Source organism: Amycolatopsis sp. lyj-346, from assembly GCF_046548975.1.
GTDB lineage: Bacteria > Actinomycetota > Actinomycetes > Mycobacteriales > Pseudonocardiaceae > Amycolatopsis.
The window spans coordinates 543530-564268 of record NZ_JAJPWT010000004.1 but is presented as its reverse complement, the minus strand read 5'-3'; the positions used below and the strand labels follow the sequence as shown (position 1 = coordinate 564268).

The 20739-nt window shown below is 72.3% G+C and carries 27 protein-coding genes; 16 read left to right on the top strand and 11 right to left on the bottom strand.

All coding sequences use genetic code 11. The annotated features are described in order from the left end of the window. Positions 1-473 (top strand): IS5 family transposase (locus ACLJQE_RS17635; RefSeq protein ID WP_410640303.1); only part of this gene is annotated, 473 nt, incomplete at its 5' end. 8 nt (positions 474-481) lie between these two features. On the opposite strand, the gene ACLJQE_RS17630 is transcribed toward ACLJQE_RS17635, so the two are convergent. Continuing rightward, positions 482-838: a hypothetical protein gene (locus ACLJQE_RS17630; protein WP_410640302.1), complete on the bottom strand. Its 357-nt coding sequence runs from the start codon at positions 836-838 to the stop codon at positions 482-484. 138 nt (positions 839-976) lie between these two features. Here ACLJQE_RS17630 and ACLJQE_RS17625 point away from each other — a divergent pair, with 138 nt between their 5' ends. After that, complete coding sequence (locus ACLJQE_RS17625) at positions 977-1402, top strand: hypothetical protein (RefSeq protein WP_410640301.1); 426 nt, start codon at positions 977-979, stop codon at positions 1400-1402. Here ACLJQE_RS17625 and ACLJQE_RS17620 read toward each other — a convergent pair. Then, entirely contained in the window at positions 1399-2088 is a 690-nt protein-coding gene (locus ACLJQE_RS17620; RefSeq protein WP_410640300.1) for a GNAT family N-acetyltransferase, read from the bottom strand. The two genes, ACLJQE_RS17625 and ACLJQE_RS17620, sit on opposite strands and share 4 nt — an antisense overlap. Positions 2089-2154: 66 nt before the next feature. Between ACLJQE_RS17620 and ACLJQE_RS17615 the strand changes: the two genes are divergently transcribed. After that, positions 2155-2784, top strand: a complete 630-nt coding sequence (locus ACLJQE_RS17615; protein WP_410640299.1) for a hypothetical protein — start codon at positions 2155-2157, stop codon at positions 2782-2784. Here ACLJQE_RS17615 and ACLJQE_RS17610 read toward each other — a convergent pair. From ACLJQE_RS17610 to ACLJQE_RS17595, 4 genes are all read right to left on the bottom strand, one after another. Next, positions 2706-3329: a hypothetical protein gene (locus ACLJQE_RS17610; protein WP_410640298.1), complete on the bottom strand. Its 624-nt coding sequence runs from the start codon at positions 3327-3329 to the stop codon at positions 2706-2708. The genes ACLJQE_RS17615 and ACLJQE_RS17610 overlap by 79 nt on opposite strands. An 81-nt stretch (positions 3330-3410) precedes the next feature. Further along, positions 3411-3818, bottom strand: a complete 408-nt coding sequence (locus ACLJQE_RS17605) for a VOC family protein (RefSeq protein ID WP_410640297.1) — start codon at positions 3816-3818, stop codon at positions 3411-3413. Between the two features lie 82 nt (positions 3819-3900). Beyond that, positions 3901-4455, bottom strand: a complete 555-nt coding sequence (gene pspAB, locus ACLJQE_RS17600; protein WP_410640296.1) for a PspA-associated protein PspAB — start codon at positions 4453-4455, stop codon at positions 3901-3903. A 221-nt stretch (positions 4456-4676) separates the two neighbouring features. Continuing rightward, the gene (locus ACLJQE_RS17595; protein ID WP_410640330.1) at positions 4677-4997 is read right to left on the bottom strand and encodes a zinc-binding dehydrogenase; all 321 of its coding nucleotides are present in this window, start codon (positions 4995-4997) and stop codon (positions 4677-4679) included. Between the two features lie 247 nt (positions 4998-5244). Here ACLJQE_RS17595 and ACLJQE_RS17590 point away from each other — a divergent pair, with 247 nt between their 5' ends. From ACLJQE_RS17590 to ACLJQE_RS17575, 4 genes are read left to right on the top strand one after another with little or no spacing between them, the layout of a single operon-like run. Continuing rightward, on the top strand, positions 5245-5685 hold the full coding sequence (locus ACLJQE_RS17590) for a MarR family winged helix-turn-helix transcriptional regulator (RefSeq protein ID WP_410640295.1): 441 nt from the start codon (positions 5245-5247) through the stop codon (positions 5683-5685). After that, complete coding sequence (locus ACLJQE_RS17585) at positions 5682-6488, top strand: ABC transporter ATP-binding protein (protein ID WP_410640294.1); 807 nt, start codon at positions 5682-5684, stop codon at positions 6486-6488. The genes ACLJQE_RS17590 and ACLJQE_RS17585 overlap by 4 nt, the downstream gene beginning before the upstream one ends. Then, on the top strand, positions 6448-7269 hold the full coding sequence (locus tag ACLJQE_RS17580) for an ABC transporter permease (protein ID WP_410640293.1): 822 nt from the start codon (positions 6448-6450) through the stop codon (positions 7267-7269). The genes ACLJQE_RS17585 and ACLJQE_RS17580 overlap by 41 nt, the downstream gene beginning before the upstream one ends. A gap of 36 nt (positions 7270-7305) precedes the next feature. Further along, positions 7306-9420, top strand: a complete 2115-nt coding sequence (locus ACLJQE_RS17575; protein ID WP_410640292.1) for a transglycosylase domain-containing protein — start codon at positions 7306-7308, stop codon at positions 9418-9420. A gap of 1 nt (position 9421) precedes the next feature. Here the strand turns inward: ACLJQE_RS17575 and ACLJQE_RS17570 are convergent, their stop codons facing one another. Further along, positions 9422-9847 carry a nitroreductase/quinone reductase family protein gene (locus ACLJQE_RS17570; RefSeq protein WP_410640291.1) on the bottom strand — a complete coding sequence of 142 codons (426 nt, stop codon included), beginning with the start codon at positions 9845-9847 and terminating at the stop codon, positions 9422-9424. 157 nt (positions 9848-10004) lie between these two features. Between ACLJQE_RS17570 and ACLJQE_RS17565 the strand changes: the two genes are divergently transcribed. Then, the gene (locus ACLJQE_RS17565; protein WP_410640290.1) at positions 10005-10454 is read left to right on the top strand and encodes a zinc-ribbon domain-containing protein; all 450 of its coding nucleotides are present in this window, start codon (positions 10005-10007) and stop codon (positions 10452-10454) included. Between the two features lie 183 nt (positions 10455-10637). On the opposite strand, the gene ACLJQE_RS17560 is transcribed toward ACLJQE_RS17565, so the two are convergent. Both ACLJQE_RS17560 and ACLJQE_RS17555 read right to left on the bottom strand, forming a co-directional pair. Beyond that, a complete protein-coding gene (locus ACLJQE_RS17560) occupies positions 10638-10928 on the bottom strand; it encodes a hypothetical protein (RefSeq protein WP_410640289.1) in 291 nt (96 codons plus the stop codon). 170 nt (positions 10929-11098) lie between these two features. Further along, the gene (locus ACLJQE_RS17555) at positions 11099-11533 is read right to left on the bottom strand and encodes a single-stranded DNA-binding protein (protein WP_410640288.1); all 435 of its coding nucleotides are present in this window, start codon (positions 11531-11533) and stop codon (positions 11099-11101) included. Positions 11534-11658: 125 nt separating this feature from the next. On the opposite strand from ACLJQE_RS17555, the gene ACLJQE_RS17550 reads away from it, so the two are divergent. Both ACLJQE_RS17550 and ACLJQE_RS17545 read left to right on the top strand, forming a co-directional pair. Beyond that, positions 11659-12270 carry a PhoU domain-containing protein gene (locus ACLJQE_RS17550; RefSeq protein ID WP_410640287.1) on the top strand — a complete coding sequence of 204 codons (612 nt, stop codon included), beginning with the start codon at positions 11659-11661 and terminating at the stop codon, positions 12268-12270. 611 nt (positions 12271-12881) lie between these two features. Next, a complete protein-coding gene (locus ACLJQE_RS17545; protein ID WP_410640286.1) occupies positions 12882-13886 on the top strand; it encodes a pirin family protein in 1005 nt (334 codons plus the stop codon). Here the strand turns inward: ACLJQE_RS17545 and ACLJQE_RS17540 are convergent. Next, a complete protein-coding gene (locus ACLJQE_RS17540) occupies positions 13860-14705 on the bottom strand; it encodes an alpha/beta fold hydrolase (protein WP_410640285.1) in 846 nt (281 codons plus the stop codon). The genes ACLJQE_RS17545 and ACLJQE_RS17540 overlap by 27 nt on opposite strands. A 9-nt stretch (positions 14706-14714) precedes the next feature. On the opposite strand from ACLJQE_RS17540, the gene ACLJQE_RS17535 reads away from it, so the two are divergent. The 3 genes from ACLJQE_RS17535 to ACLJQE_RS17525 all read left to right on the top strand — a co-directional run bounded on the left by ACLJQE_RS17535 (position 14715) and on the right by ACLJQE_RS17525 (position 16861). After that, positions 14715-15185: a thiamine pyrophosphate-dependent enzyme gene (locus ACLJQE_RS17535; RefSeq protein ID WP_410640284.1), complete on the top strand. Its 471-nt coding sequence runs from the start codon at positions 14715-14717 to the stop codon at positions 15183-15185. Beyond that, the gene (locus ACLJQE_RS17530) at positions 15128-15328 is read left to right on the top strand and encodes a thiamine pyrophosphate-dependent enzyme (protein WP_410640283.1); all 201 of its coding nucleotides are present in this window, start codon (positions 15128-15130) and stop codon (positions 15326-15328) included. The genes ACLJQE_RS17535 and ACLJQE_RS17530 overlap by 58 nt, the downstream gene beginning before the upstream one ends. A gap of 111 nt (positions 15329-15439) precedes the next feature. Continuing rightward, complete coding sequence (locus ACLJQE_RS17525; RefSeq protein ID WP_410640282.1) at positions 15440-16861, top strand: hypothetical protein; 1422 nt, start codon at positions 15440-15442, stop codon at positions 16859-16861. A 264-nt stretch (positions 16862-17125) separates the two neighbouring features. Here ACLJQE_RS17525 and ACLJQE_RS17520 read toward each other — a convergent pair whose 3' ends face one another. Next, the gene (locus ACLJQE_RS17520) at positions 17126-18025 is read right to left on the bottom strand and encodes a phosphatase PAP2 family protein (protein WP_410640281.1); all 900 of its coding nucleotides are present in this window, start codon (positions 18023-18025) and stop codon (positions 17126-17128) included. Positions 18026-18135: 110 nt separating this feature from the next. Between ACLJQE_RS17520 and ACLJQE_RS17515 the strand changes: the two genes are divergently transcribed. The 3 genes from ACLJQE_RS17515 to ACLJQE_RS17505 are packed head-to-tail and all read left to right on the top strand — an operon-like array spanning position 18136 to position 20713. Further along, positions 18136-18825 (top strand): response regulator, encoded by a 690-nt coding sequence (locus ACLJQE_RS17515; RefSeq protein WP_410640280.1) that lies wholly within the window; start codon positions 18136-18138, stop codon positions 18823-18825. After that, positions 18822-20231 carry an ATP-binding protein gene (locus tag ACLJQE_RS17510; protein WP_410640279.1) on the top strand — a complete coding sequence of 470 codons (1410 nt, stop codon included), beginning with the start codon at positions 18822-18824 and terminating at the stop codon, positions 20229-20231. The genes ACLJQE_RS17515 and ACLJQE_RS17510 overlap by 4 nt, the downstream gene beginning before the upstream one ends. Then, a complete protein-coding gene (locus tag ACLJQE_RS17505) occupies positions 20228-20713 on the top strand; it encodes a hypothetical protein (protein WP_410640278.1) in 486 nt (161 codons plus the stop codon). The genes ACLJQE_RS17510 and ACLJQE_RS17505 overlap by 4 nt, the downstream gene beginning before the upstream one ends. The last annotated feature ends 26 nt before the right edge of the window (positions 20714-20739 follow it).

Here is a 20739-nt window from a genome sequence, read left to right as displayed (position 1 = left end):
CCAGCCCGGTTGATCGGGGCAAGCCGGGCTCGAAGATCCACGCGATGAGCGAGCGTGGTGGCCTGCCGTTGGCGGTGGTCGTCTCCGCGGCCAACCGCAACGACCACCTGACGTTCGAGGCGGTGGTCGATGCGGTCGCGCCGGTCGCCGGGCCGGTCGGACGGCCGCGGCGCCGGCCCCGCAAGCTGCACGCGGACAAGGGCTACGACTACCCGGCGTGCTGGAAGGTGCTGCGTACGCGGGGCATCGTTGCCCGGATCGCCCGTCGGGGTATCGAGTCGGCCAAGCGGCTGGGACGTTATCGGTACGTCATCGAGCGGACCTTGGAGTGGGTTTCCCGGTTCCGTCGGCTGGCACGTCGCTACGAGCGTAAGGCTGCCCACTTCCTGGGCTTCACCCAGCTGGCCTGCGCAATGATCTGCTACCGCCGGGCGATCAAGCTGGATCTTCTAGCCCACAACAACCCCAAATGAGATGTGGTCTAAGCCGCTCGGCGGGCGGCGCGCTCGGCGGCGAGGCTCGCCCGGCAGGCCGCGGTCAGCCGGGTGGTGGCGGCGCTGCCGCCGTGCCCGCAGCGTGGGCAGGTCATCGCCACGGCCAGGGACAGCTCGTCGACCGCGACGGCCAGCTCCGTGCGGCAGCCGCGGCACCAGCGGTGCCGGGTGACCGGGCTGACGTGCGCCGGCGAGGCAACGCACTGGTGGATCCACCGGCCGTGCACGTGGCAGGTCAGCCGGTCGTCGGGCGCCAGCAGGCCCATGTTCTCGGCGTCGTCCTCGGTGGCGAGCAGGACCGGCAAGCTCCGGACCCGGTGGGGGGTGCTGGTCGTGGCGGTCATCGTGCTCTCCTTCCCGTTGCCCCTGCGTCGAACCGGTGGCCCCGGATTCGACATCCACCCCGCGGATGGCCGGATCCCGGCGGTTCCTGGCAATCCAGCCACTCCCCGGGGCCCGGGAAGATCGCTAGCGTCGGGCGCGTGTCGAAAATCCTGCTCTCGATCCACGTCCTGGCGGCGATCCTCGCCGTGGGCCCGGTCGCCGTCGCGGCCAGCATGTTCCCCGCCGCGGTCCGCCGGGGCGACGTCAAGGCGGCCACCCTGCTGCACCGGATCTGCCGCGTGTACGCCTACGCGGCCATCGCGGTTCCGGTGTTCGGCTTCGGCGTCGCCGGCACGATGCACGTCATGGGCGACCCGTGGCTGCTCGTGTCGATCGGCCTGACGGCGGCCGCGGCCGCGGTGCTCGCGCTGCTGATCCTGCCGCGCCAGCGGCGGCTGCTGGCCGAGGAGTCCACATCGGACACCCTCGGCCGGCTGGCCATGCTGACCGGGGTGTTCAACCTGCTGTGGGCGGTGGTGACGGTCCTGATGATCGTCCGGCCGGGGTCGTCGACCGGTGCCTAAACGGCGACCGCGAGCGGCACGCGCACCGCCACGAAGTCCGGCCGGCGCCGCAGGGCGAAGCCCAGGGAGAGGTAGAGGCGGATGGCGGAGGTGTTGCTTGCGGCCGCGTGCATCATCGGGATCTCGCCGCGCTCGCGGATGCCCGCCGCCACCGCGAGCACCAGCCGCGTCGCGAGGCCCTGGCCACGGTACGCCGGGTCCGTGCAGACCGCGCTGATCTCCGTGTAGCCCGGCGGGTGCAGCCGCTCGCCCGCCATCGCGACGAGCGCGCCGCCGCGCCGGATGCCGAGGTAGGTGCCGAGCTCGACGGTCCGCTTCCGGAACGGCCCCGGCCGCGTCCGCTCGACGAGGTCGAGCATCTCCGGCACGTCCGCGGGGCCGAGCCGCACGGCTTCCGGCTCGGGCGCGGCCGCGACCCCCTCGTCGACCAGCTGCACGCCGGAGATTTCGTCGAGCACCTCCCAGCCGGACGGCGGCCGTGCGGCGGTCGCGGCGAGCACGACGGTCGCCCCCGGCCCGGCGAGCTCGGCGACGTCGAGCCAGTCCTGCTCACCGGGGTCGTCGGGCAGGGCCAGGAAGGGTGCGACGTCCTCCGGGTAGCGCAGGACGCGCCCCTGCCGTTCCGCGAAACGGGCGTGCGGGCCGGCCAGCGACGCCCAGGTCGGGTTGTCCAGCGGAGAAGCCATGGCTCCAGCATGCGGACACCGGCCGCGTGGCCGCCGCCACTCCCACATCCTGGGTAGGGTGCGCTCGTGGGTTCTCAAGTCCCGGTGTGGATTCCGATCGTCGTCGCCCTCCTCGGCCTCGCCGGGGTGATCCTGACCCAGGTCCTTTCGGGACGGCGGGAGGCCAGGCGGATGGCCGAAGAGACCGCGCGCGAGGAGCGCCGGTGGCAGCGCGAACGCGAAGCCCGGACCCACGAGACCCGCGCCGAGGCCTACGCCCAGCTGATGGGTGCCCTCGAAGCGTTCGACGGGGTGCTGTTCCAGGCCCGCGCGATCCGCGAGTCGGACGGCAAGCTTGACGAACACCAGCTCGCCGAGCTGCGGGAGGTGCGCAGCGAGGCCCAGCACGCGCTCGGGCCCGTCGTGCTGCACGCGCCGGAGGCGGTCCGGCAGCTGGTCAGCGGCGCCACGCTGCCCCGGATGCGGCTCGCCGCGATGCTGCTGGACCCGAAGGACGACGACCGCACCAAGCTGCGGCCCGCCTGGGACGCCGGCCAGCGCGGCTACCGCCTCATGCGCGCCCGGATGCGGGCCGACCTCGGGTTCGACGCGGAGCCGGTGGACGAGCTGCCCGACGCTCAGCCGACCGTGGTCAGTTCCTCGTCCGAGAGCACCTCGGACCCGGCCGACACGACCAGCCGGCCGCCGTCGACCTGATAGCGGTACTCGCCGTTCACCGCGACGAAGCCGTCGCCTACGGCCTGGGCCGGCAGCATGATGTGGGTTTCGCCGGAAGCCGCCTGCCCACGGGCCTGGCCGTCGTAGAAGATCCGGCCGTCGGGAATCCGGCAGATGGTGACGAGCGACTTCGCGGTCTGCGCCACGAGCAGCGCCGTCCCCGTGCCGCCGGGCAGGTAGCGCGCCGCGTCCGCCGGGCACGGCTTGTCCGTCGAGGTGGTCGTGGGCGGCGTGACGGGCGGGGTGACGCCGTTCGCGGTGGTGACCACGGTCTTGGTGGTCGGCAGCGCGGGCGTGGTGTACTCCGGGAACGGCCCCGGCGAGGACGGCGAAGGCCGCGGCTGCCCGGCGAACAGCAGGACCCCGCCCACCGCGACACCGGCCACCACCATCAGGGTCAGCAGCACCCACAGCGCCCGCGCGCGAGCCCGGCCCGGCGCCACGCCCGCGCAGGTGCCGCAGCGCCGGGCAGCGGGGTCGTTGACCGCGCCGCACTGTGCACACGTCCAGGGAAAACCCGCCATCGGGCCTCCTTCAGCCCGGCGCCACGCCACGCCGGTGCCCCCATCGTCACCGACGGGGGCATCGGCTGCAACGGCTCGCGGCTAGCCCTGCACGACGTTGACCATCCAGGGAATGCCGAACTTGTCGACGCAGGCACCGAATTCGTCGCCCCACATCTGCTTTTCGAACGGAACCGTCACGGTTCCGCCGTCGCTCAGCTTGTCCCAGTAGCCGCGCAGGTCGTCGGCGTCGTCTCCGCTGAGGCTCACCGAAATGTTCGTGCCCGGGTTGTGCTCCATCCCGGGCGGGGTGTCCGACGCCATCAGCGTGAAGCCGTTTTCGGCCTCCAGCTGCGCGTGCATGACCTTGTCCGCATCCGCTCCTTCGGGTGAACCGAATTCCCCGAACGTGTTCAGGGTGAGCGTGCCGCCGAAGACACCCTTGTAGAACTCCATGGCCTGCCGCGCGTCGTCGCGGAAGCTCAGGTACGGGTTGAGACGAGAAGCCACGGCCATCTCCTTCGATCGGACGAGAGCAGCATCCTCGCAGAATGCCCGGACCGCGCCAATCAGCGGATTTTCAGAGCTGCGCTCAGAGCACGAACCGCCGTTGCACGGCGGGTTCCAGCGGCAGCGCTCCGTGCAACGCCGCCCGGGCGCGCAGCTCCAGTGCCCGGTCCAGTGGCCGGGCCCCCGGCGCCGCGGCGTGGAACGTGCCGCGGTCGAACAGGTACACCAGGGCCAGCTTCCCCTCGCGGCGCCCGGCCGGCTCGGCGAACTCGACGGTCGCGAACCGCAGGGAGCCGCCGTACCCCGCCCTGGCCAGCCGGTCCGCGACGTCCACCAGGTCGCCGGTCAGCACGCGCAGGTCGCGGTTGCGCCGCCAGCACCGGACCGTCGAACGGCCCTGGAGGTCCTGCGTCACCAGCGGGTGCACCGGCAGCCGCGCCGACGTCGCGGCGATCAGCTCCGCCTCGGTACGGGCCAGCGCGTCCCCGTCCACCTTGAAGTCGACCGTGCCGCCGCCGGTGGGCGTCAAGCCGAGTGCGGCGCGCATCCGCGGGGCGGCCGCGGCGAGGGTGTAGAGGGACTGCAGGTGCGGGCGGGAGGTCCAGCACCGGACGAGCTTGCTGTCCAGCAGGGTCACGACGAACGTTCCTATCCTCATTTCGGAGGCCGCCGGACCGGGCGCACTGGCAGTGTCCACTGTGGACGTCAGGCGCGGGGACGCGGGGCCGGAAGGGACAGCATGCGCCCGCGCTGCCCATTCCGGATCGCCATTCCCGCCCCGGCGCGGCGAACGGCACGGGCCCGCCGCCGAACGGTCACTCCGGGTAGGTTCCGCCGATCAGCGGTATCCCTCTCGCCTCACGCGGCGGCGATCACGACCTTGCCGAAGTTCTCCCGGCCCTCGAAGCGCCGGAACGCCGCGCCGGCGTCCTCGAAGGAGTGAACGCGGTCGACGACCGGCTCGATCGGCCACACGTCGAGCCACCGGAGCAGGTCCTCGGGGTCCTCGCGGCTGCCGACCCGGATCTTCCGCACCGTCGCGCCGCTGCGGAACAGGGTCCATGAAGTCGATCGGCGGCCCGCTCCGGCCGACGAACCCGACGACCGCGATCTCGGCGTGGTGCGTCCCGGCCGCGACCAGCGACTGCGCGAACGTGCCGGGCCGCCGACTTCGACGATCCGCGCTCGACGTCGTCGCGACCACCCGCCCCCCGCGCGCCTTCGCCAGTTGCAGGGCGAACAGGGAGACTCCGCCGGTGCCGAGGGTCAGCACGACATCGCCCGGGCGCACACCGTCGAGCGAGGTCCACGCCGTGACGGCGGCACACGCCAACGTCGCGTCCTGCTCGAAGCTGATTCCACCTTTGCTCGCAAACCAGACATTTAGCGTTGCTAATAGATCTGGGGCAGAGCTAGCTTCGGAGGCATGACCGAACTCGCCGACCGGCTGCTGGCCACCGTCCAGGGAATCCGCCGGGTGGTGCGCCGCCGGGCGCGCGCCGACGTACCGGGTACCCCGCTGCCCGGCGCCCAGGTCGAGCTCCTGCGCGTCGTGGCCGACCACCCCGGCATCGGCGTCGCCGCGGCCGCACGCGAACTGCACCTGGCGAACAACTCGGTCAGCACGCTGGTGAACCAGCTCGCCGACACGGGCCTGCTGCGCCGCGAGGCCGACCCCGCCGACCGGCGCGCGGCCCGGCTGGAGATCACGGCCGCGGCCGCCGAGCGGATGGCGGCCTGGCGCCGCGCCCGCACCGGGCTCGTCGCCGACGCCCTCGCGGAACTGTCCGAACAGGACATCACGGCGATCGGGCAGGCACTGCCGGCGCTGGAAAAGCTCATGGGCATCCTGAAGGAGCAACCATGACCGAACCCGCGGCGGTGCGCTGCACCGGCCTGAGCCACTCGTTCGGCGCGACCCGCGCGGTGGACGGCGTCGACCTCGAAATCCACCCGGGCGAGGTGTTCGGCCTGCTCGGCCCGAACGGCGCCGGCAAGACGACCACCCTCCGGATGATCACCACGCTGCTGCCGGCCACCCGGGATCGCATCACCGTCTTCGGCGTCGACGTCGCACGTCACCGGATGGCCGTGCGGCGGCTGATCGGGTACGTCCCGCAGCAGCTGTCCGCCGACAGTGCGCTGACCGGCCGCGAGAACGTCGCGCTGTTCGCACGGCTCTTCGACGTGCCGCGCGCCGGACGGGCCGAACAGGTGCGGCTGGCCCTGGACCTGGTCGGGCTGGCCGGCGACGCCGACCGCACGGCCAAGACGTACTCCGGAGGCATGATCCGCCGGCTCGAGCTCGCCCAGGCCCTGGTCAGCTCGCCACGGCTGCTCATCCTCGACGAGCCGACGATCGGGCTCGACCCGGTCGCGCGGTCGTCGGTGTGGGACCGCATCGGCTCGATCCGCGAGGCGACCGGTATGACCGTGCTCGTCACCACGCACTACATGGACGAAGCCGAGCAGTACTGCGACCGCGTCGCCCTGATGCACGCCGGCCGGATCCGCGCACTGGGCACCCCGGCCGAGCTGGAGACCGGCCTCGGCCCTGAGTCCACTTTGGACGACGTGTTCCGCGCGGTGACCGGGAACCACCTCGAGAACGAAGAAGGAGGGATCCGCGGTGTCCGTGCCACTCGCCGCACCGCCCGCCGCCTCGGCTGACCCGGGCCCGCTGCGCCGGCTGCGCGTGCTCGGCGCCCGCGTCGGCGCGATGTGCCTGGTGGAACTGCAGAAGCTGCGCCGCGACCAGACCGAGCTGCTCACCCGGGCGATCCAGCCGGCGCTGTGGCTGCTGATCTTCGGCGAGACGTTCACCCGGCTGCACGCGATCCCGACCGGTTCGACGCCGTACCTCGACTTCCTGGCGCCGGGCATCCTGGCCCAGTCGGCGTTGTTCATCGCGATCTTCTACGGCATCCAGATCATCTGGGAGCGCGACGCCGGCGTGCTCGCGAAGCTCCTGGTAACCCCGACCCCGCGCGCGGCACTCGTCGCCGGGAAGGCGTTCGCCGCCGGGATCCGCGCGCTCGTCCAGGCCCTGATGGTGCTGGTACTGGCCGCGGTCCTCGGCGTCGGGCTGACCGCGAACCCGCTGAAGCTACTCGCGATGGCCGTCGTCCTCGTGCTCGGTTCGGCGTTCTTCTGCTGCCTGTCGATCGTGATCGCCGGGATCGTGCTGTCGCGGGAACGGCTGATGGGCATCGGGCAGGCGATCACGATGCCGCTGTTCTTCGGCTCGAACGCGCTGTACCCGGTGGACCTGATGCCGTCGTGGCTGAAGGTGCTCAGCCACGTCAACCCGCTGAGCTACCAGGTCGACGCCCTGCGCGGGCTGCTCATCGGGACACCGGCCCACCTCGGGACCGACTTCGCCGTACTGGCCGTGGCGACGGCGGTGGCCGTTTCGGCCGCCTCGGCCCTGCTCGGCAGGTTGGCCCGGTGAGGCACATGTCTCACCGAACGGAAGCTTTATCGCCCGATGCCTAATCTCGAATTCGTGAAACGTCGCCGGGGCGTGGTCCCTTTTGCCGGTTTGTGTCTGCTCGCCGGAATTCTGGTGGCCGGGACGATGGCGCCTGCCGCCATCGGCGCCGGCCTGCTGTCGAATCAGGTCAGTGATTCGGTGGACGCCATTTCCGCCCAGCTCGCCGCCGCCGATCCGCCGCTGACCACCACGGTCACCGACCGAGACGGCACCCCGATCGCGACGCTGTACGCCCAGTACCGCCTGCCTGTCACCGCGACCGGGATCCCGACGACGATGAAGGCCGCGATCATCGCGATCGAGGACCGCCGCTTCTACACCGAAGGTGGCGTCGACGTGCAGGGAATGCTCCGCGCGGCGGTCAACGACAGCGCCGGCGGGGCGCTGCAGGGCGCGTCGACGATCACGCAGCAGTACGTCAAGAACTACCTCATCAACGTCGTCGACCGGACCGACCCGGCGGCCCAGCAGGCCGACCGCGAAGACTCGCTCGCCCGCAAGCTGCGGGAGGCGAAAATGGCCGTCCAGCTCAATGCGACCACGAGCAAGGACGACATTCTGGCAAATTACCTCAATGTGGTCGAATTCAGCGGAACGGTGTACGGTGTCGGCGCGGCGGCCAAGGCCTATTTCGGGACGAGTGCGGACAAACTGACCGTTCCGCAGGCGGCACTGCTCGCCGGAATGGTGAACAACCCGAGCGTCTACAACCCGTACACCCACCCGGACAAGGCACTGCAGCGCCGCAATCTCGTCATCGACGCCATGGTCACCAACGGCTCCATCCCGGCCTCGTACGCGGCGACGGCGAAGGCGGCTCCGCTCGGGCTCCTGCCGAACGGCCCGGTCACGCCGTCCGGCACGTGCCTGGGCGCGGCGCCGGACGCGGGGTTCTTCTGCGCCTACGCGGAAAGCTACCTGGTGCACGCCGGGTTCACCGCCGACCGGCTGGCCACCGGCGGGTACACGATCAAGACCACCCTCGACCCGCGCGTCTCCCAGGTGACCAAGGACGCCGTCGACGCCAACGTGCCGACCACCCAGGACGGCGTGGCCAACACCTTCGCCGTCGTCCAGCCGGGCCAGGACGGGCACCAGGTGCTCGCCATGGTCGCGAACCGCAACTACGGCACCGATCCGGCCCGGGGTGAGACGTCAACCGACATCGTCGCCGACGCGAGCAACGAGTTCGGCGCGGGTTCGTCGTTCAAGATCTTCACCTCGGCCGCGGCGCTCGTGACCGGCAAGGCGGGCCTCGACACCCCGCTGCCCAACCCGGACAGCCAGTGCTTCCCGGTGCCCGACGCGCACGCGTCCTGCTACACCGTCCACAACGACGGCCACTACGCGGACCCGATCACCCTCGCCGACGGGCTGGCGACGTCGCCGAACGTCGCCTTCGTCGGGCTGGAGAGCCAGGTCGGGATGCCCGCCGTGCTCGACATGGCCTACAAGCTCGGGCTGCGCAGCACCCTGGCGACCAACGACGCCGGCCGCACGCCGGACCCGAAGTCGGGCAACCCGCAGTACAGCGAGCCGCAGTCGCAGTACTTCCGGAACCTGCTGTCGTTCACCCTGGGCAACAGCCCGGTCAGCCCGCTGGAGATGGCCAACGTCTCGGCGACGCTGATGAGCGGCGGCGTCTGGTGCCCGCCGAGCCCGATCCTCTCGGTGACCGACCGGAACGGCAACGCCGTGCCGGTCGCCCAGCAGGCGTGCGAGCGGGTCGTCCCCACGGGCGTGGCGGACACCCTGGAAGCGGGGCTGAGCAAGGACACCACGAGCGGCACGTCCGCCGAAGCGGCCCGCGCGGCCGGCTGGACCCGGCCCGACATCGGCAAGACGGGCACGACGCAGCTGAGCGAATCCGTCGCCTTCGTCGGCGGTGTCGACGGCTACGCGGTGTCGTCCATGGTCTTCGCCGACGGGCCGCACCCGCGGGAGATCTGCCCGGGCACCCCGGTGCACCTCGGCGACTGCGGTCACGGCGCGTTCGGCGGGACGGTCGCCGCGCCGCCGTACTTCCACGCCATGAGCCGGCTGCTGGCCGGGGTCCCCGACCAGCCGATCCCCGCCGCCGATCCGGCCTACCTGACGGCGCGGTCGTGACCTACCGCGGTTCGAGGAAGACGAGCGGGATCTCCCGCTCGGTCTTCGTCTGGTACTGCGCGTAGTTCTTGAAGTCGGCGGTGATCTTCGGCCACAGCCGCGCCCGCTCTTCGGCGTCGGCGACCCGGGCACGCATCGGGCGCTTCGGGTCGCCCTTCAGCGAGACCTCGACGTCCGGGTTGTCGCGCAGGTTGAGGAACCACGCGGGGTGCGTGTCGTCGCCGCCCCGCGACGCCACGACGACCACGGTGTCGCCCTCCTGGTGGGGCGAGGTCAGCAGCACCGACCGGGGTTGGCCGCTCTTGCGGCCGACGGTGGTGAGTTCCAAGACGGGCATGGCCACCTGCCAGCCCACCCGCCCACCGGTGAGTTTGATCAGGCCGCGGTGCACGGCATTCATCGTCTTCAGGACGAAGTCGCTTGGCATGATCCCAATCTAGTCCCGGGACTTTCGGTGTCGTGGTACGGGCCGAATGTCCGGTTCGCCGGGTACCCGTCCGGACGGGATCGGCAAAACCGCATCGCCAAGCGGCAACGGTGTGCGAGGCTGCGCGGCGAAGGAAGAACCGAAAGAGAGAAGACCGATGCTGATCTGGGGCTGGCGTACACGCATCTACGTGCTGGCGATGACGACGTTCTTGTGCGGCCGGTGCGGTAACCCGGCTTCGCACGCGGTGCGCAAGGCGGTCACGAAGTTCACGCTGTTCTTCATCCCGCTGTTCCCGATCAGCGTCAAGTACACGGCGCAGTGCACGTTCTGCGGGATCGAGAACCGCCTTCCGAAGGAGGACGCGGTCCGGCTGCAGGCGCAGGAGGAGCAGGGCCAAGCCCAGCAGCAGGCGGCGCCGGGGTACCCGCCGCACCCGTCGCAGGGTGTCCCGCAGCAGGGTGTTCCGCAGCAAGGGTTCCCGCAGCAGCAGGCGTTCCCGCAGCATCCGTCGCAGCCGCAGGGGTTCCCGCAGCACCCGTCGCAGCCGCACGGTTTTCCGCAGCAGGGCCCGCAGCAAGGCCAGTTCCCGCAGCAGGGCCAGTAGGCGCAGGCCGCCGGCGGCGGTCCGGGGCGCGTCCGGACCGCCGCATCGTCCGGCCCGGGCGATTACCGCACCGGGCCCTCGCCTTCGCGCCGGCCCGGCGATCGATCCGCGCCTCCTCCACTCCGGGTCTTCGCAGGAGCAAGGCTGCTCTGTTGAGTTGTCAAACATCCGCCGGCCGCCGGGTCAGGCGGCCGATCTCTGCTCGGGGGCGATGAGGGCCCGGCCCGCCGGTGTCAGGACCGCCGGGACCAGCTCGCCCGGGCGGCCGGGGCGGGCCGCGCGGACCAGGCCCTGGTGGGCCAGTGCGTGGGCCGCGAACTGGTCGCCGCACGACAGGCCGTCGATGAACAGGTCCGGTTCGCTGCTGCAGGACACCCGGGCCCGGCCCGCGCCGACTGCTCGCAGCATCGCCCGCATCCGGTGGTTGACCACGGGGTGCACGGCCGGTGAGCCGTTCTTCTCGTTCCCGTTCATGTCGGTCCCTCCCGCTCGTGGTTCGGCCTCTACCCCCTGCGTCGAATCGGTGGGCGGGATTTCGACAGCAGGTCCGGCCGGAGCGTCCCCCTCATCGTCACCGCAGGCGATCCAGCCCGGGTCGAAGCTCCGTCGACGGGCGTTCGAAGGCCGGCCGCGAACGGATGGGATCAGAAGGGCGGCTCTCCCGCCGCCACCGGTTCCCGGGTCCAGGAACTGCTCCCTTCGCCACCCGCCGCGCGGCTGACCTTGGTCACCTTGGCGGTGGCGTACCGCAGGGACGGCCCGATCTCGTCGACCTCCAGCTCGACAACAGTGCGCTTCTCGCCCTCCTTCGTGTCGTACGACCGCTGTCTCAGGCGGCCGTGGACGACCACACGGGCGCCGCGCACGAGCGATTCGGCGACGTTTTCCGCGTACTCCCGCCACAAACTGCAGCGCAGGAACAGCGCGTCGCCGTCGCGCCAGGCGCCGGACTCGCGGTCGAACGTCCGCGGCGTGCTCGCGACCGTGAAGTTCGCGACCGCGGAGCCGGCCGGGGTGAAGCGCAGTTCGGGGTCGCTCGTCAGGTTGCCGACCACGGTGACCGTCGTTTCGCCTGCCATCGGTCTCTCCTCGTTCTCCGGGGTGCGGGGTGCACCGCTCTTGCCGATGAGGAGAGCACGGGGGTCCGACAATTCCGGGACGGCGACGAGATGCCGACACCCGGGCGGGCTGGTTTCCTGCGGCCATGCCGACCGCGTTTCAGAAGGAGCTGGTCACGCTCGCCCGCCGGCTGGCGGACCTGTGCGACCTCGTCGCGATCGCCCTCGACGAGGCCACGCGCGCGGTGCTGGAAAGTGACCACACGCTGGGCGGACGTGCTCGGGAGCAAGCCGCCGCGGTAGCTGCGCTGGGGGCCGCGTGCGAGGACCAGGCGTGTGCGCTGCTGGCCCTGCACGCGCCGCGGGAGGCGGAGGTGAAGGCGGTCGTCGCCGCCGTCCACACCGCCGCGGATCTCACTCGGATGGGTGGTCTTGCGCGGGAGGTCGCCGAGGCGCGGGGACCGGTGCCGTCGGACGTGCGGCCCGCGCTGGGGCGGCTGGGCGAGCACGCGGTGGCCACCGCGCGGGCGCTGCGGGAGGTGCTGGTGGGCGGGGACGGGGCGCAGGTCGGTGCCGCGGCGGCGCTCGTGGGGGCGGCCGAGCGGGAGGTGCGCGAGTGGGCGGACGGCCGCGCGTGGCCCCGCGGGGCCGGTGCCGCGGTCGATTTCGCGCTGTTCGCCGCGGTTTACGGCCGGTTTGCCGGGACGGCGGTCCGGGTGGGGCGCCGGGCGGCCGGGTTCGTGCCGGTCGGGGCTTAGCCGCTCGGGTTGGGGCGGGACGGCTTGGCCGGGTGGGGATCGGCTACTGACCGGGTTTGCGCCGGTGGGGGGGGTTTGCGGCTTCGGCGCGGGGCGCATTGGGTTGCGCGGGCATGCGGCGGCGCGGATCAGCCGCCGGGCTTGCGCCAGCCGGAGCTCAGCGGCCGAGGCGCATTGGCTTACCCGGAATGGCGATGGTGAGACGCGAGCCGGCCACCGACCGGCCCGAGGTCGCGCCGGTCGGGACTTGGCGGCTCCGGCGCGGGGCGCTTTGGGTTGCACGGGCATGCGGCGCCGGGGCGGATCAGCCGCCGGCCTTGCGCCAGCCGGAGCTCAGCGGCCGAGGCGCATTGGCCTACCCGAAATGGCGATGGTGGAACGCGGATCGGCCGCCGACCGGCCCGAGGTCGCGCCGGTCGCGACTTGGCGGCTCCGGCGCGAGGCGCACTGGCTTGCACGGGCATGCGGCAGTGGCGCAGATCGGCGCCCGAGTTCGCGGCGCTCGACACCCGGCAGCTCGGCCGTGGAGCGCATGGGCGGCTGTGGGCGATCCGGCGACGGTGACACCGCCCACCCGTGCCGTGGCGGTCATCGCGACTACCGTGGCTGGTATGAGCAACACCGAGGCCGCCCCGGCCGAACTCGCCTGTGGTGATCGGCCCGCTGCCGCCGATCCCGTGCGGCCGGCCGTCGAGGTGCTCACTCCGCGTGAGGTGCCCCTCGGTGGCCCGCGGGCGATGCGGGTGCGGCGGACGCTTCCCCAGCGGTCGCGGTCGCTGATCGGCGCGTGGTGCTTCGCCGACCACTACGGTCCGGACGACGTCGCCGGGTCCGGTGCCATGGATGTCGCTCCGCATCCGCACACCGGGCTGCAGACCGTCAGCTGGCTGTTCGCCGGCGAGATCGAACACCGCGACAGCCTCGGCACGCACGCCATGGTCCGCCCCGGCGAGCTGAACCTGATGACCGGCGGGCACGGCATCTGCCACTCCGAAGTCTCGACCGCGGCCACGAAGACCCTCCACGGCGTCCAGCTCTGGGTGGCCCTGCCCGAACGGCACCGGCACACCGCGCGGGCGTTCGACCACTACGTCCCTTCGGTGAACCGGATCGAAGGCGCGGAAATCCGCGTGTTCCTCGGTTCACTGGCCGGCCGGACGTCGCCGATCCCGACGTTCACGCCGCTGCTGGGCGCGGAAGTCGTCCTGGGCCCGGACGCCCACATGTCCCTCGGGGTGGACCCCGGCTTCGAGCACGGCGTCCTCGTCGACACCGGCGACGTCGTCGTGGCCGGCACCCGCGTCCGGGCGGCGGAACTGGGGTACGTCGGCACCGGGGTGCGCTCCCTGACCCTGAGCAACCGCGGCACGGAACCGGCCCGGTTCCTGCTGCTGGGCGGAACGCCTTTCGACGAGGAGATCCTGATGTGGTGGAACTTCGTCGGCCGCACCCACGAGGAAATCGCCGCGTTCCGCGAAGCGTGGCAAGCCGGGTCGGACCAGTTCGGCAGCGTGACCGGCTATGCGGGCGAGCGCCTGCCCGCCCCCGCACTGCCCGCCGTCCGCATCAAACCGCGCCGCAACCCGGGCTCAGGCCAGGAAACCACCCACGGCTGACCCGAACGCGGACGCGTCGTCCAGCCACGGGTAGTGCGCGGCCTCGGGCAGCACGACGGCGTGGCCGTCGGGGAACAGCGAGGCGAAGCGGCCGGCGACGGCCGGGGTGGCGATCCAGTCCAGCTCGCCGGTCAGCACCAGCACCGGAGCGGTGACCGCGCCGAGCGCGGCACGGGTCGTCTCGGGCTCGAAGGCGCCGGCGGAGTTGTAGATCCGCGCGGCCATGCCGTTGCGCTGGGCGGCTTCGCCGGCCTGGTGCTGCCGGGCCGCGGCATCCCAGCGGCCGTAGTACAGCGGCGCGAAGGCGGCCCAGTCGGCGCTGGTCGCGGTCTTCGCGGCGATCGGCCCGTAGGCGGCGGCCGCGGCGGCGTACCAGGGCGCGCCGGCTCGCCGGGCCATGATCCGCCGCCGTTCGCCGGGCGGTACGTCGAAGCCGACGGCCCGCGGGCTCGGCGTGATCAGCGCGAGCCGGGTCAGGCGCCGCGGGTAGCGGGCCGCGTAGCAGACGGCCAGGCTCGCCCCGGCCGAATGCCCGAGCAGGTCGAACCGTTCGAGGCCGAGGTGCTTGCGCAGCGCCTCGACGTCCTCGACCTGGCGGTCGCACCGGTAGGTGGCGGGGTCGGCGGGTTCCTCGGAGCCGCCGGTGCCCCGCAGGTCCAGCACGGCGATGCGGCGCCGGGCGCTCAGGCCGCCGAGATCGCCGAGGTAGGCGCCGGCCCGCATCGGCCCGCCGGGCAGGCACACCACCGGCGGCCCGGCTCCGGAACCGGAAAGGTGGACGGCGAGGGCGGTTCCGTCCGGCGCGGAGAAGATCGGCACGCTCCGAGCGTGGCATCCGGGGACCGGCGGAACAAGCTCCGGCACACGATGCCCGCCTCACCGCTCTCGCGCGAGGTAGGCCTCCAGCGTCGCCATGCGGTGGCCGGTGCCCGGCACGCCGCCGCGCAGGTCCGGGCGCTGGCGGAACGGCTGCAGGCGCCCGTGGTGCCGTTCCGCGGCGGGCGCGGCATCGTGGGCGACGACCACCCGCTCGGCTTCACCTGCGTCTCGGGCTTCGAGCGGTGGCCCGAGACCGACGTCGTGGTCGGCATCGGGTCGCGGCTGGAGCTGTTCGCCGCGCAGGAGCTCGCCACCACAGTCCAATATGGACTCGACGTCGTCGCGGCGATGTTCGACAACGGCTACTACGGCAACGTCCACCTCGACCAGGAACGGCTGTTCGAGGGCCGCGCGCTGGGCGGGTGGCTGGGAACCCGGACTTCGCCCGGCTCGCCGAGACGTTCGGCGCGCTCGGCCTGACCGCCCGCACCCCGGACGACCTGCGTGGCGCGCTGGACAAGGCGTTCGCCGCGGGACGGCCGTCGCTGGTGCACGTGCCGTGCGAACTGGGCGTGGGCGCGTCGCCGTGGAAGTACCTGATGCCGAAGTCGGACCGCAGTTGACCGGCCGCCTGTCGCGGGCCATCCCCCGAAACCGGCCCGCCTGCGTATCGTTCGCGTGTAACAGCGGAGATCGCCGAGCCGATCACCGGACAGGCGGGAGGGGGTGGTGCCGTGCTGGTCGTGGTGCAGCACCCGGTCGTCGACGTCCGGGGGCTGCTGGCCGCTCCGGGCCACCGCATCGACTCGCCGAGGTGGCCGCACCCGTTGCGAGTCCACCCTCGCGGCTCGCGGGACGACTGCCGGACGGACTTCATCCGGGGCCTCGGGCCGGTTCGGCGGCGGATGCGCGGAAACCCGTCACCCTGGCTGAACGAGTCGTACTACGTCGACGGGCGGAAAAGGATCGTCCTGTCGCGGTTGAGCGGAACGGAACCCCGGCTTCCGTTCAAGGTCCGGCTCCGCCCCCTGTTCAGGAGGTTCTACAGCGACGGTGTCGTCGGCAGGTTCGAGATCGGGTTCTTCTGCGATCTCGACTTCCGCGGACTGAATCTGGAGACAGTCGGTGCGGGGGTCCGGGCAGCGCTCGGCGTGCAGGCACGCATCCGAGGCGGCGAGGACGCATTCCAGCCCCTGGCCCACTTCGGCCCGGCTCTCGCCGGTCACCTCCTGAGCGCTACGACCCGCCGCGGCCTCGACGGCTTCACCCCGCCACGGTGGTGGGTTTCGGTCGGGACGCCCGGTGTCTTCCTGGAGGTGCGGCAACGTCCGAAGGGTGAGACACCACCCGTTCGGCTCTGGCACACCGCACCCATCGTCGCGGACACGCCGGTGTCGTGCTGGACCATCGCCGACACGGCGGATTCCGACCGTGAACTCCTGCGGCGGCTGCGCGTCCAGGTTTCGCACCTGCACGCGGACTTGGCGGCGCTGGAAACCGTCCTGGGCTTCTGCCGGTCCGGTCGCCTGGTGCCCGGCCACGGGGTCGAGGACTTCCTCGACGACATGTGCGGCAAGCTGCTGCGGCGCACCCGGCACGGACTCACCCAGCACGAATACCTGACCGAGGTCATCGACGCGGCGCACGGCTACTACGCCGACCGCGTCTGGATGCTGCAGGTTCTGAGCGACCAGGTGTCGAGCAAGGGCCTCGCCCGCAAGCTCACCGACACGGCGGCCATGCTGTCCGAGGCGCTGGAGCGCCCCAGGGGCAACTTCTATTTCATCAATGGAGGAGATCTCGTGCAGGAGAAGAACGAAACCGTCGTCCACGGTTCGGCCGGCATCGTGGCGTCGAAGTCCACGGTCACGGTACGAGACGTGAACATGGGTTCGCAGAGTGCCGACCTCGCCGCGCTCGTGGAGAAGCTCGAAGCGGAAGTCAGCGGGTTGCGCGGCAAGGTGAGCGACGAGGTCGCCGACCAAGCCGAAGACACCATCGCGGGTGTGAGCAAGGAACTGTCGGCCAAGGAGCCGGACAAGCCCGGCATGCTGCGCCGGCTCAACGCCTTGGTCGCTCTTGCTTCGAGCGCCGGTGGCGCGGGAACGGCCGTCGCGGCGGCGGTGACCGCACTCCGGACGGCACTCGGTCTGTGAGCACCGGTAGTCCCCGGCCGATGACGGACGACCGGGGAAGCACCAGACCTGCAAACAGCGGTGTCGCTCCCTCTGCAAGCCCGTCGTAGGCACGCTTTGAGGGACTTTTACCGCTTACCTGTCACCAGTCGGTATCTTACTGCTGATCATTTCCTGGCCGGCTCCTTCGAACCGACCTGCAATGCGATGCCGGCGCCTTCATCGCCGCAATCGGGCACCCGATGTGCTGTCGATCCCGGCAGGCGCTGAAAACGGTAGCACGGATCACCGGCGGAGGCGGCGGACGCGGGTCTCGGCCGGGTCGAACGCGACCCGGCGCAGCGGGCCCGCCAGCAGCAGCACCACCGCCATCGCCGACAGCGCCGCCAGCACCAGCGCCGCCACGAACTGGGCCGCTCCCGACGTTGCCGTCGCCAGGACCGCGTAGCCGGCCAGCACCAGCGCCGGTGGGGCCAGGAAGCCGGTCAGCACCGGCACGAGCGGCACCCGGTCACCGTCGGGGCGGCGGGCGGACACCACCGCCGCCCCGGCGCAGGTGACCGCGGCGACCAGCAAGCAGCCGCCGACGGTGTCGCTCAACCGGTGCCAGCCCAGTGCCACCGCCGCCGCCGAGACCCAGGCGACCCCGAAGCCGCCCGTCACCAGGGCCGTCAGGCGGTGCCGCCGGGGCAGGACGATCGCCAGCGCCACGAGCACGGCCATCGCCGCGCTGACGTGGCCGCTCGGGAAGCTGTTGTGGCTCGCCACGCCGAGCCGGTCGCCGGTGCTCGGGCGCTCCAGGACGTACAGCTTCAGCAGCTGCGCCACCACCAGGGGCGCGGCCAGCAGCACCAGCGCCATCACGCCGAGCGCCAGCCGGCGCCGTACCAGGGAAATCGCCACGATCAGGACCGCCACCCCGCCGAGCACCACCACCAGGTCGGCCTGCCGCAGCGGGTCCGCCCAGTCCACTGTGGTCCCCGCGGACTGGGCACTGCGGACGACGCCGTTCTCGACGCCGCGGCCGGCCTCCGTGCGGACGAAGAGCAGGTAGGCCGCGACGAACGCGAGGGCGAACCCGGCCGCGCTCGCGGCGAGCACCGCCGTGCGGGAAGCCGCTCGCAGCACCGGCGCCGTGCCGGACCGGCGGCTCACCGGGGGTGCCTCGAAGAAGATCACTGCCATGTCCCCGAGTCTGGCGCGCGCATTTCGGGATCCCGTCAGCGCGATGTCATGGTTTCGCTACAAGATCCGCCCGGGTCGCCACGACGTGCGCTTTTCCGAATAATGGCGCCGTGGCCGAGGTACTGGTGGTAGAGGACGACGCGGCGGTGCGGGAAGGGCTGCAGCTGGCCCTGCGCAGGCAGGGGCACGGGGTGCGCACCGCGGAATCGGGCGAGCTCGGCATCGAGGTGCTCGTGCACCACCGGCCCGACATCGTCGTGCTCGACCTGATGCTGCCCGGCATGGACGGCTTCGAGACCTGCCGCCGGATGCGGGCGGCCGGCCCGGTCCCGATCATCATGCTCACCGCGCGCAGCGACGACTTCGACATCGTCGCCGGGCTCGAAGCGGGCGCGGACGACTACGTCGCCAAGCCGGTCGAGCCGCGGGTGCTCGACGCGCGGATCCGGGCGGTCCTGCGCCGGTCGGCCGCCGAACGGCCGGCCGGGCAGCCGGCCGCCGAGGAGCGGCACGGCGACCTCGTCATCGACCGGGCCGCGCTCGAAGTGACCAAGCGCGGCGTGCCGGTGTCGCTGACCCCGACCGAGCTGAAACTGCTGCTGGAGCTCTCGCGCACGCCCGGGCAGGTGTACAGCCGCCAGCAGATCCTCTCCGCCGTGTGGGACCACGACTACCTCGGGGACTCCCGGCTCGTCGACGCCTGCGTGCAGCGGCTGCGCGCGAAGATCGAGGACGTGCCGGCGAAACCGGAGCACGTGCAGACGGTCCGGGGGTTCGGCTACCGGTTCGGCCGGTCGTGACGGCACCGCGGATCCGGTCGTGGCTCGCCGGGCTGCGGCCCCGGCTGGTCGCCGCCTTCGCGGTCATCATGATCCTCGGCGCCACCACCGCGGCCGGCGTGAGCTACGTCTTCGCCCGCCGGGCCATCCTGGAAGGCGTCCAGGACCAGACGATGCTGAAGCTGCGCGACCAGATCGTCGCGTACCTGCCCACCGTGTCGCTGCCGCCGTCCCAGGCCACGGTCGACGCCTTCGCGACGGCCCTCAAGTCCAGCAACGCGCTCGTCGTCTACCGCGACCTGCACTCGTCGTCGAGCCTGTCGATCGACGACGTGCCGGGTGACCTGCGCCAGGCCGTGGCCGCCGGCACCAACATCCAGTTCCAGCGCGTCGACGTCCAAGGCTTCCCGCTGTTCTTCGTCGGCGTCCCGGTGCAGACCGGCAGCGGCAGGCCGAGCGGTCTCGAGGTCTACGCGATGACGCGGCTGACCGACCAGCAGGACGCGATCGACGAGCTGGCCCGCAACGCCTGGCTGTACTCCGCGCTCGCCCTGCCGTTCGCGGTCGGGGTCGCGCTGCTCGCGGCCCGGCAGGTGCTGCGGCCGGTGCGCGCGCTGAACACCGCGGCGAGCCAGCTCGGCCGCGGCCGGCTGGACGTGCGGCTGCGCGCGAAGGGCTCCGACGAGCTCGCGCAGCTGGTCACGACGTTCAACCACACCGCCGCGGAGCTGGAGCGCACGGTCGGCACCCTGCGGGCGATGGAGGCCGACGCGCGGCGGTTCGTCGCCGACGTCTCCCACGAGCTGCGCACCCCGCTGGCGGCGATGAACGCCGTCACCGACGTCCTCGACGAGGACGCCGAGCAGCTCCCGCCGGACACCGCGGTCGCGGCGCGGCTGGTGTCGGCCGAGACACGGCGGCTGACCCGGCTGGTGCAGGACCTGATCGAAATCTCCCGGTTCGACGCCGGCCGGGCGGAGCTGCGCCGGGAGCCGCTGGACGTCGCCGCGGCGATCACCGACAGCCTCGCCGCTCGGGGCTGGGAGCCCGGCCCCGAGCTGACCGCCGACCTGCCGGCCGGGCTCACCGCCCAGCTCGACCGGCGGCGGCTCGACATCGTCGTGGCGAACCTGGTCGGCAACGCGCTGCGGCACGGCGCGCCGCCGGTCGAGGTGGTGCTGCGGCAGGACCGCGGCGACGTCGTGCTGACCGTCACCGACCACGGGCCCGGGATCCCCGCCGACGTGCTGCCGCGGGTCTTCGACCGCTTCACCAAGGCCGACTCCGCGCGCGCCCGGTCCGAGGGCAGCGGCCTCGGGCTGTCCATCGCGCGGGAGAACGCGCGGCTGCACGGCGGCGACATCGTCGCGGCCAACACCGGCACCGGCGCCCGGTTCGAGCTGCGCCTGCCCCGGGAGGAGTGGTGAAGAAATTCGCCGTCTTCGCGGTGCTGCTGCTGGTGAGCGCGTGCGGGATCAAGCCGACGCCGGTGGTCCCGGCCGGCCCGGCACCGACCCTGCGGAGCCCGGCGAGCAACGGCCGCGGCACCGACCTGATCCTCTACTTCGTCCTCGGTGACCGGGTGGCCCCGGTGGCGCGGCTGTCCGACGGGGTGGTGGGCGTCGAGTCCGCGCTGACGAGGCTGCTGGACGGACCGTCCACCGACGAGCGGGCCGACGGGTACACGACCGCCCTCCCCCGTGGCTCCGGGGCGATCACCTCGACCCCCGGCTCGCCGCCGACGATCAACGTCCCGTTCCCGCTGCGGCCGCTCGCCGGCGTCGGGATCAACCAGCTGGTCTGCACCGCGATCGCGACACTGGCCACCCAAGGCGGGTACGCCACCGACGGCACCGTCGGCCTCGCCGGTCCGGACATCCGGCTGCCGTACCAGACGTGCCAGGCGTGAGCGCCGATGTCGACATGGCGGCTTGC

Coding starts and splice junctions, on each gene's coding strand:
- ACLJQE_RS17560 (WP_410640289.1), bottom strand. CDS start 10,928: ATGAACGGGAACGAGAAGAACGGCTCACCGGCCGTGCACCCCGTGGTC.
- ACLJQE_RS17585 (WP_410640294.1), top strand. CDS start 5,682: ATGACCGAACCCGCGGCGGTGCGCTGCACCGGCCTGAGCCACTCGTTC.
- ACLJQE_RS17590 (WP_410640295.1), top strand. CDS start 5,245: ATGACCGAACTCGCCGACCGGCTGCTGGCCACCGTCCAGGGAATCCGC.
- ACLJQE_RS17630 (WP_410640302.1), bottom strand. CDS start 838: ATGACCGCCACGACCAGCACCCCCCACCGGGTCCGGAGCTTGCCGGTC.
- ACLJQE_RS17610 (WP_410640298.1), bottom strand. CDS start 3,329: ATGGCGGGTTTTCCCTGGACGTGTGCACAGTGCGGCGCGGTCAACGAC.
- ACLJQE_RS17565 (WP_410640290.1), top strand. CDS start 10,005: ATGCTGATCTGGGGCTGGCGTACACGCATCTACGTGCTGGCGATGACG.
- ACLJQE_RS17545 (WP_410640286.1), top strand. CDS start 12,882: ATGAGCAACACCGAGGCCGCCCCGGCCGAACTCGCCTGTGGTGATCGG.
- ACLJQE_RS17555 (WP_410640288.1), bottom strand. CDS start 11,533: ATGGCAGGCGAAACGACGGTCACCGTGGTCGGCAACCTGACGAGCGAC.
- ACLJQE_RS17520 (WP_410640281.1), bottom strand. CDS start 18,025: ATGGCAGTGATCTTCTTCGAGGCACCCCCGGTGAGCCGCCGGTCCGGC.
- ACLJQE_RS17570 (WP_410640291.1), bottom strand. CDS start 9,847: ATGCCAAGCGACTTCGTCCTGAAGACGATGAATGCCGTGCACCGCGGC.
- ACLJQE_RS17550 (WP_410640287.1), top strand. CDS start 11,659: ATGCCGACCGCGTTTCAGAAGGAGCTGGTCACGCTCGCCCGCCGGCTG.
- ACLJQE_RS17575 (WP_410640292.1), top strand. CDS start 7,306: ATGCCTAATCTCGAATTCGTGAAACGTCGCCGGGGCGTGGTCCCTTTT.
- ACLJQE_RS17620 (WP_410640300.1), bottom strand. CDS start 2,088: ATGGCTTCTCCGCTGGACAACCCGACCTGGGCGTCGCTGGCCGGCCCG.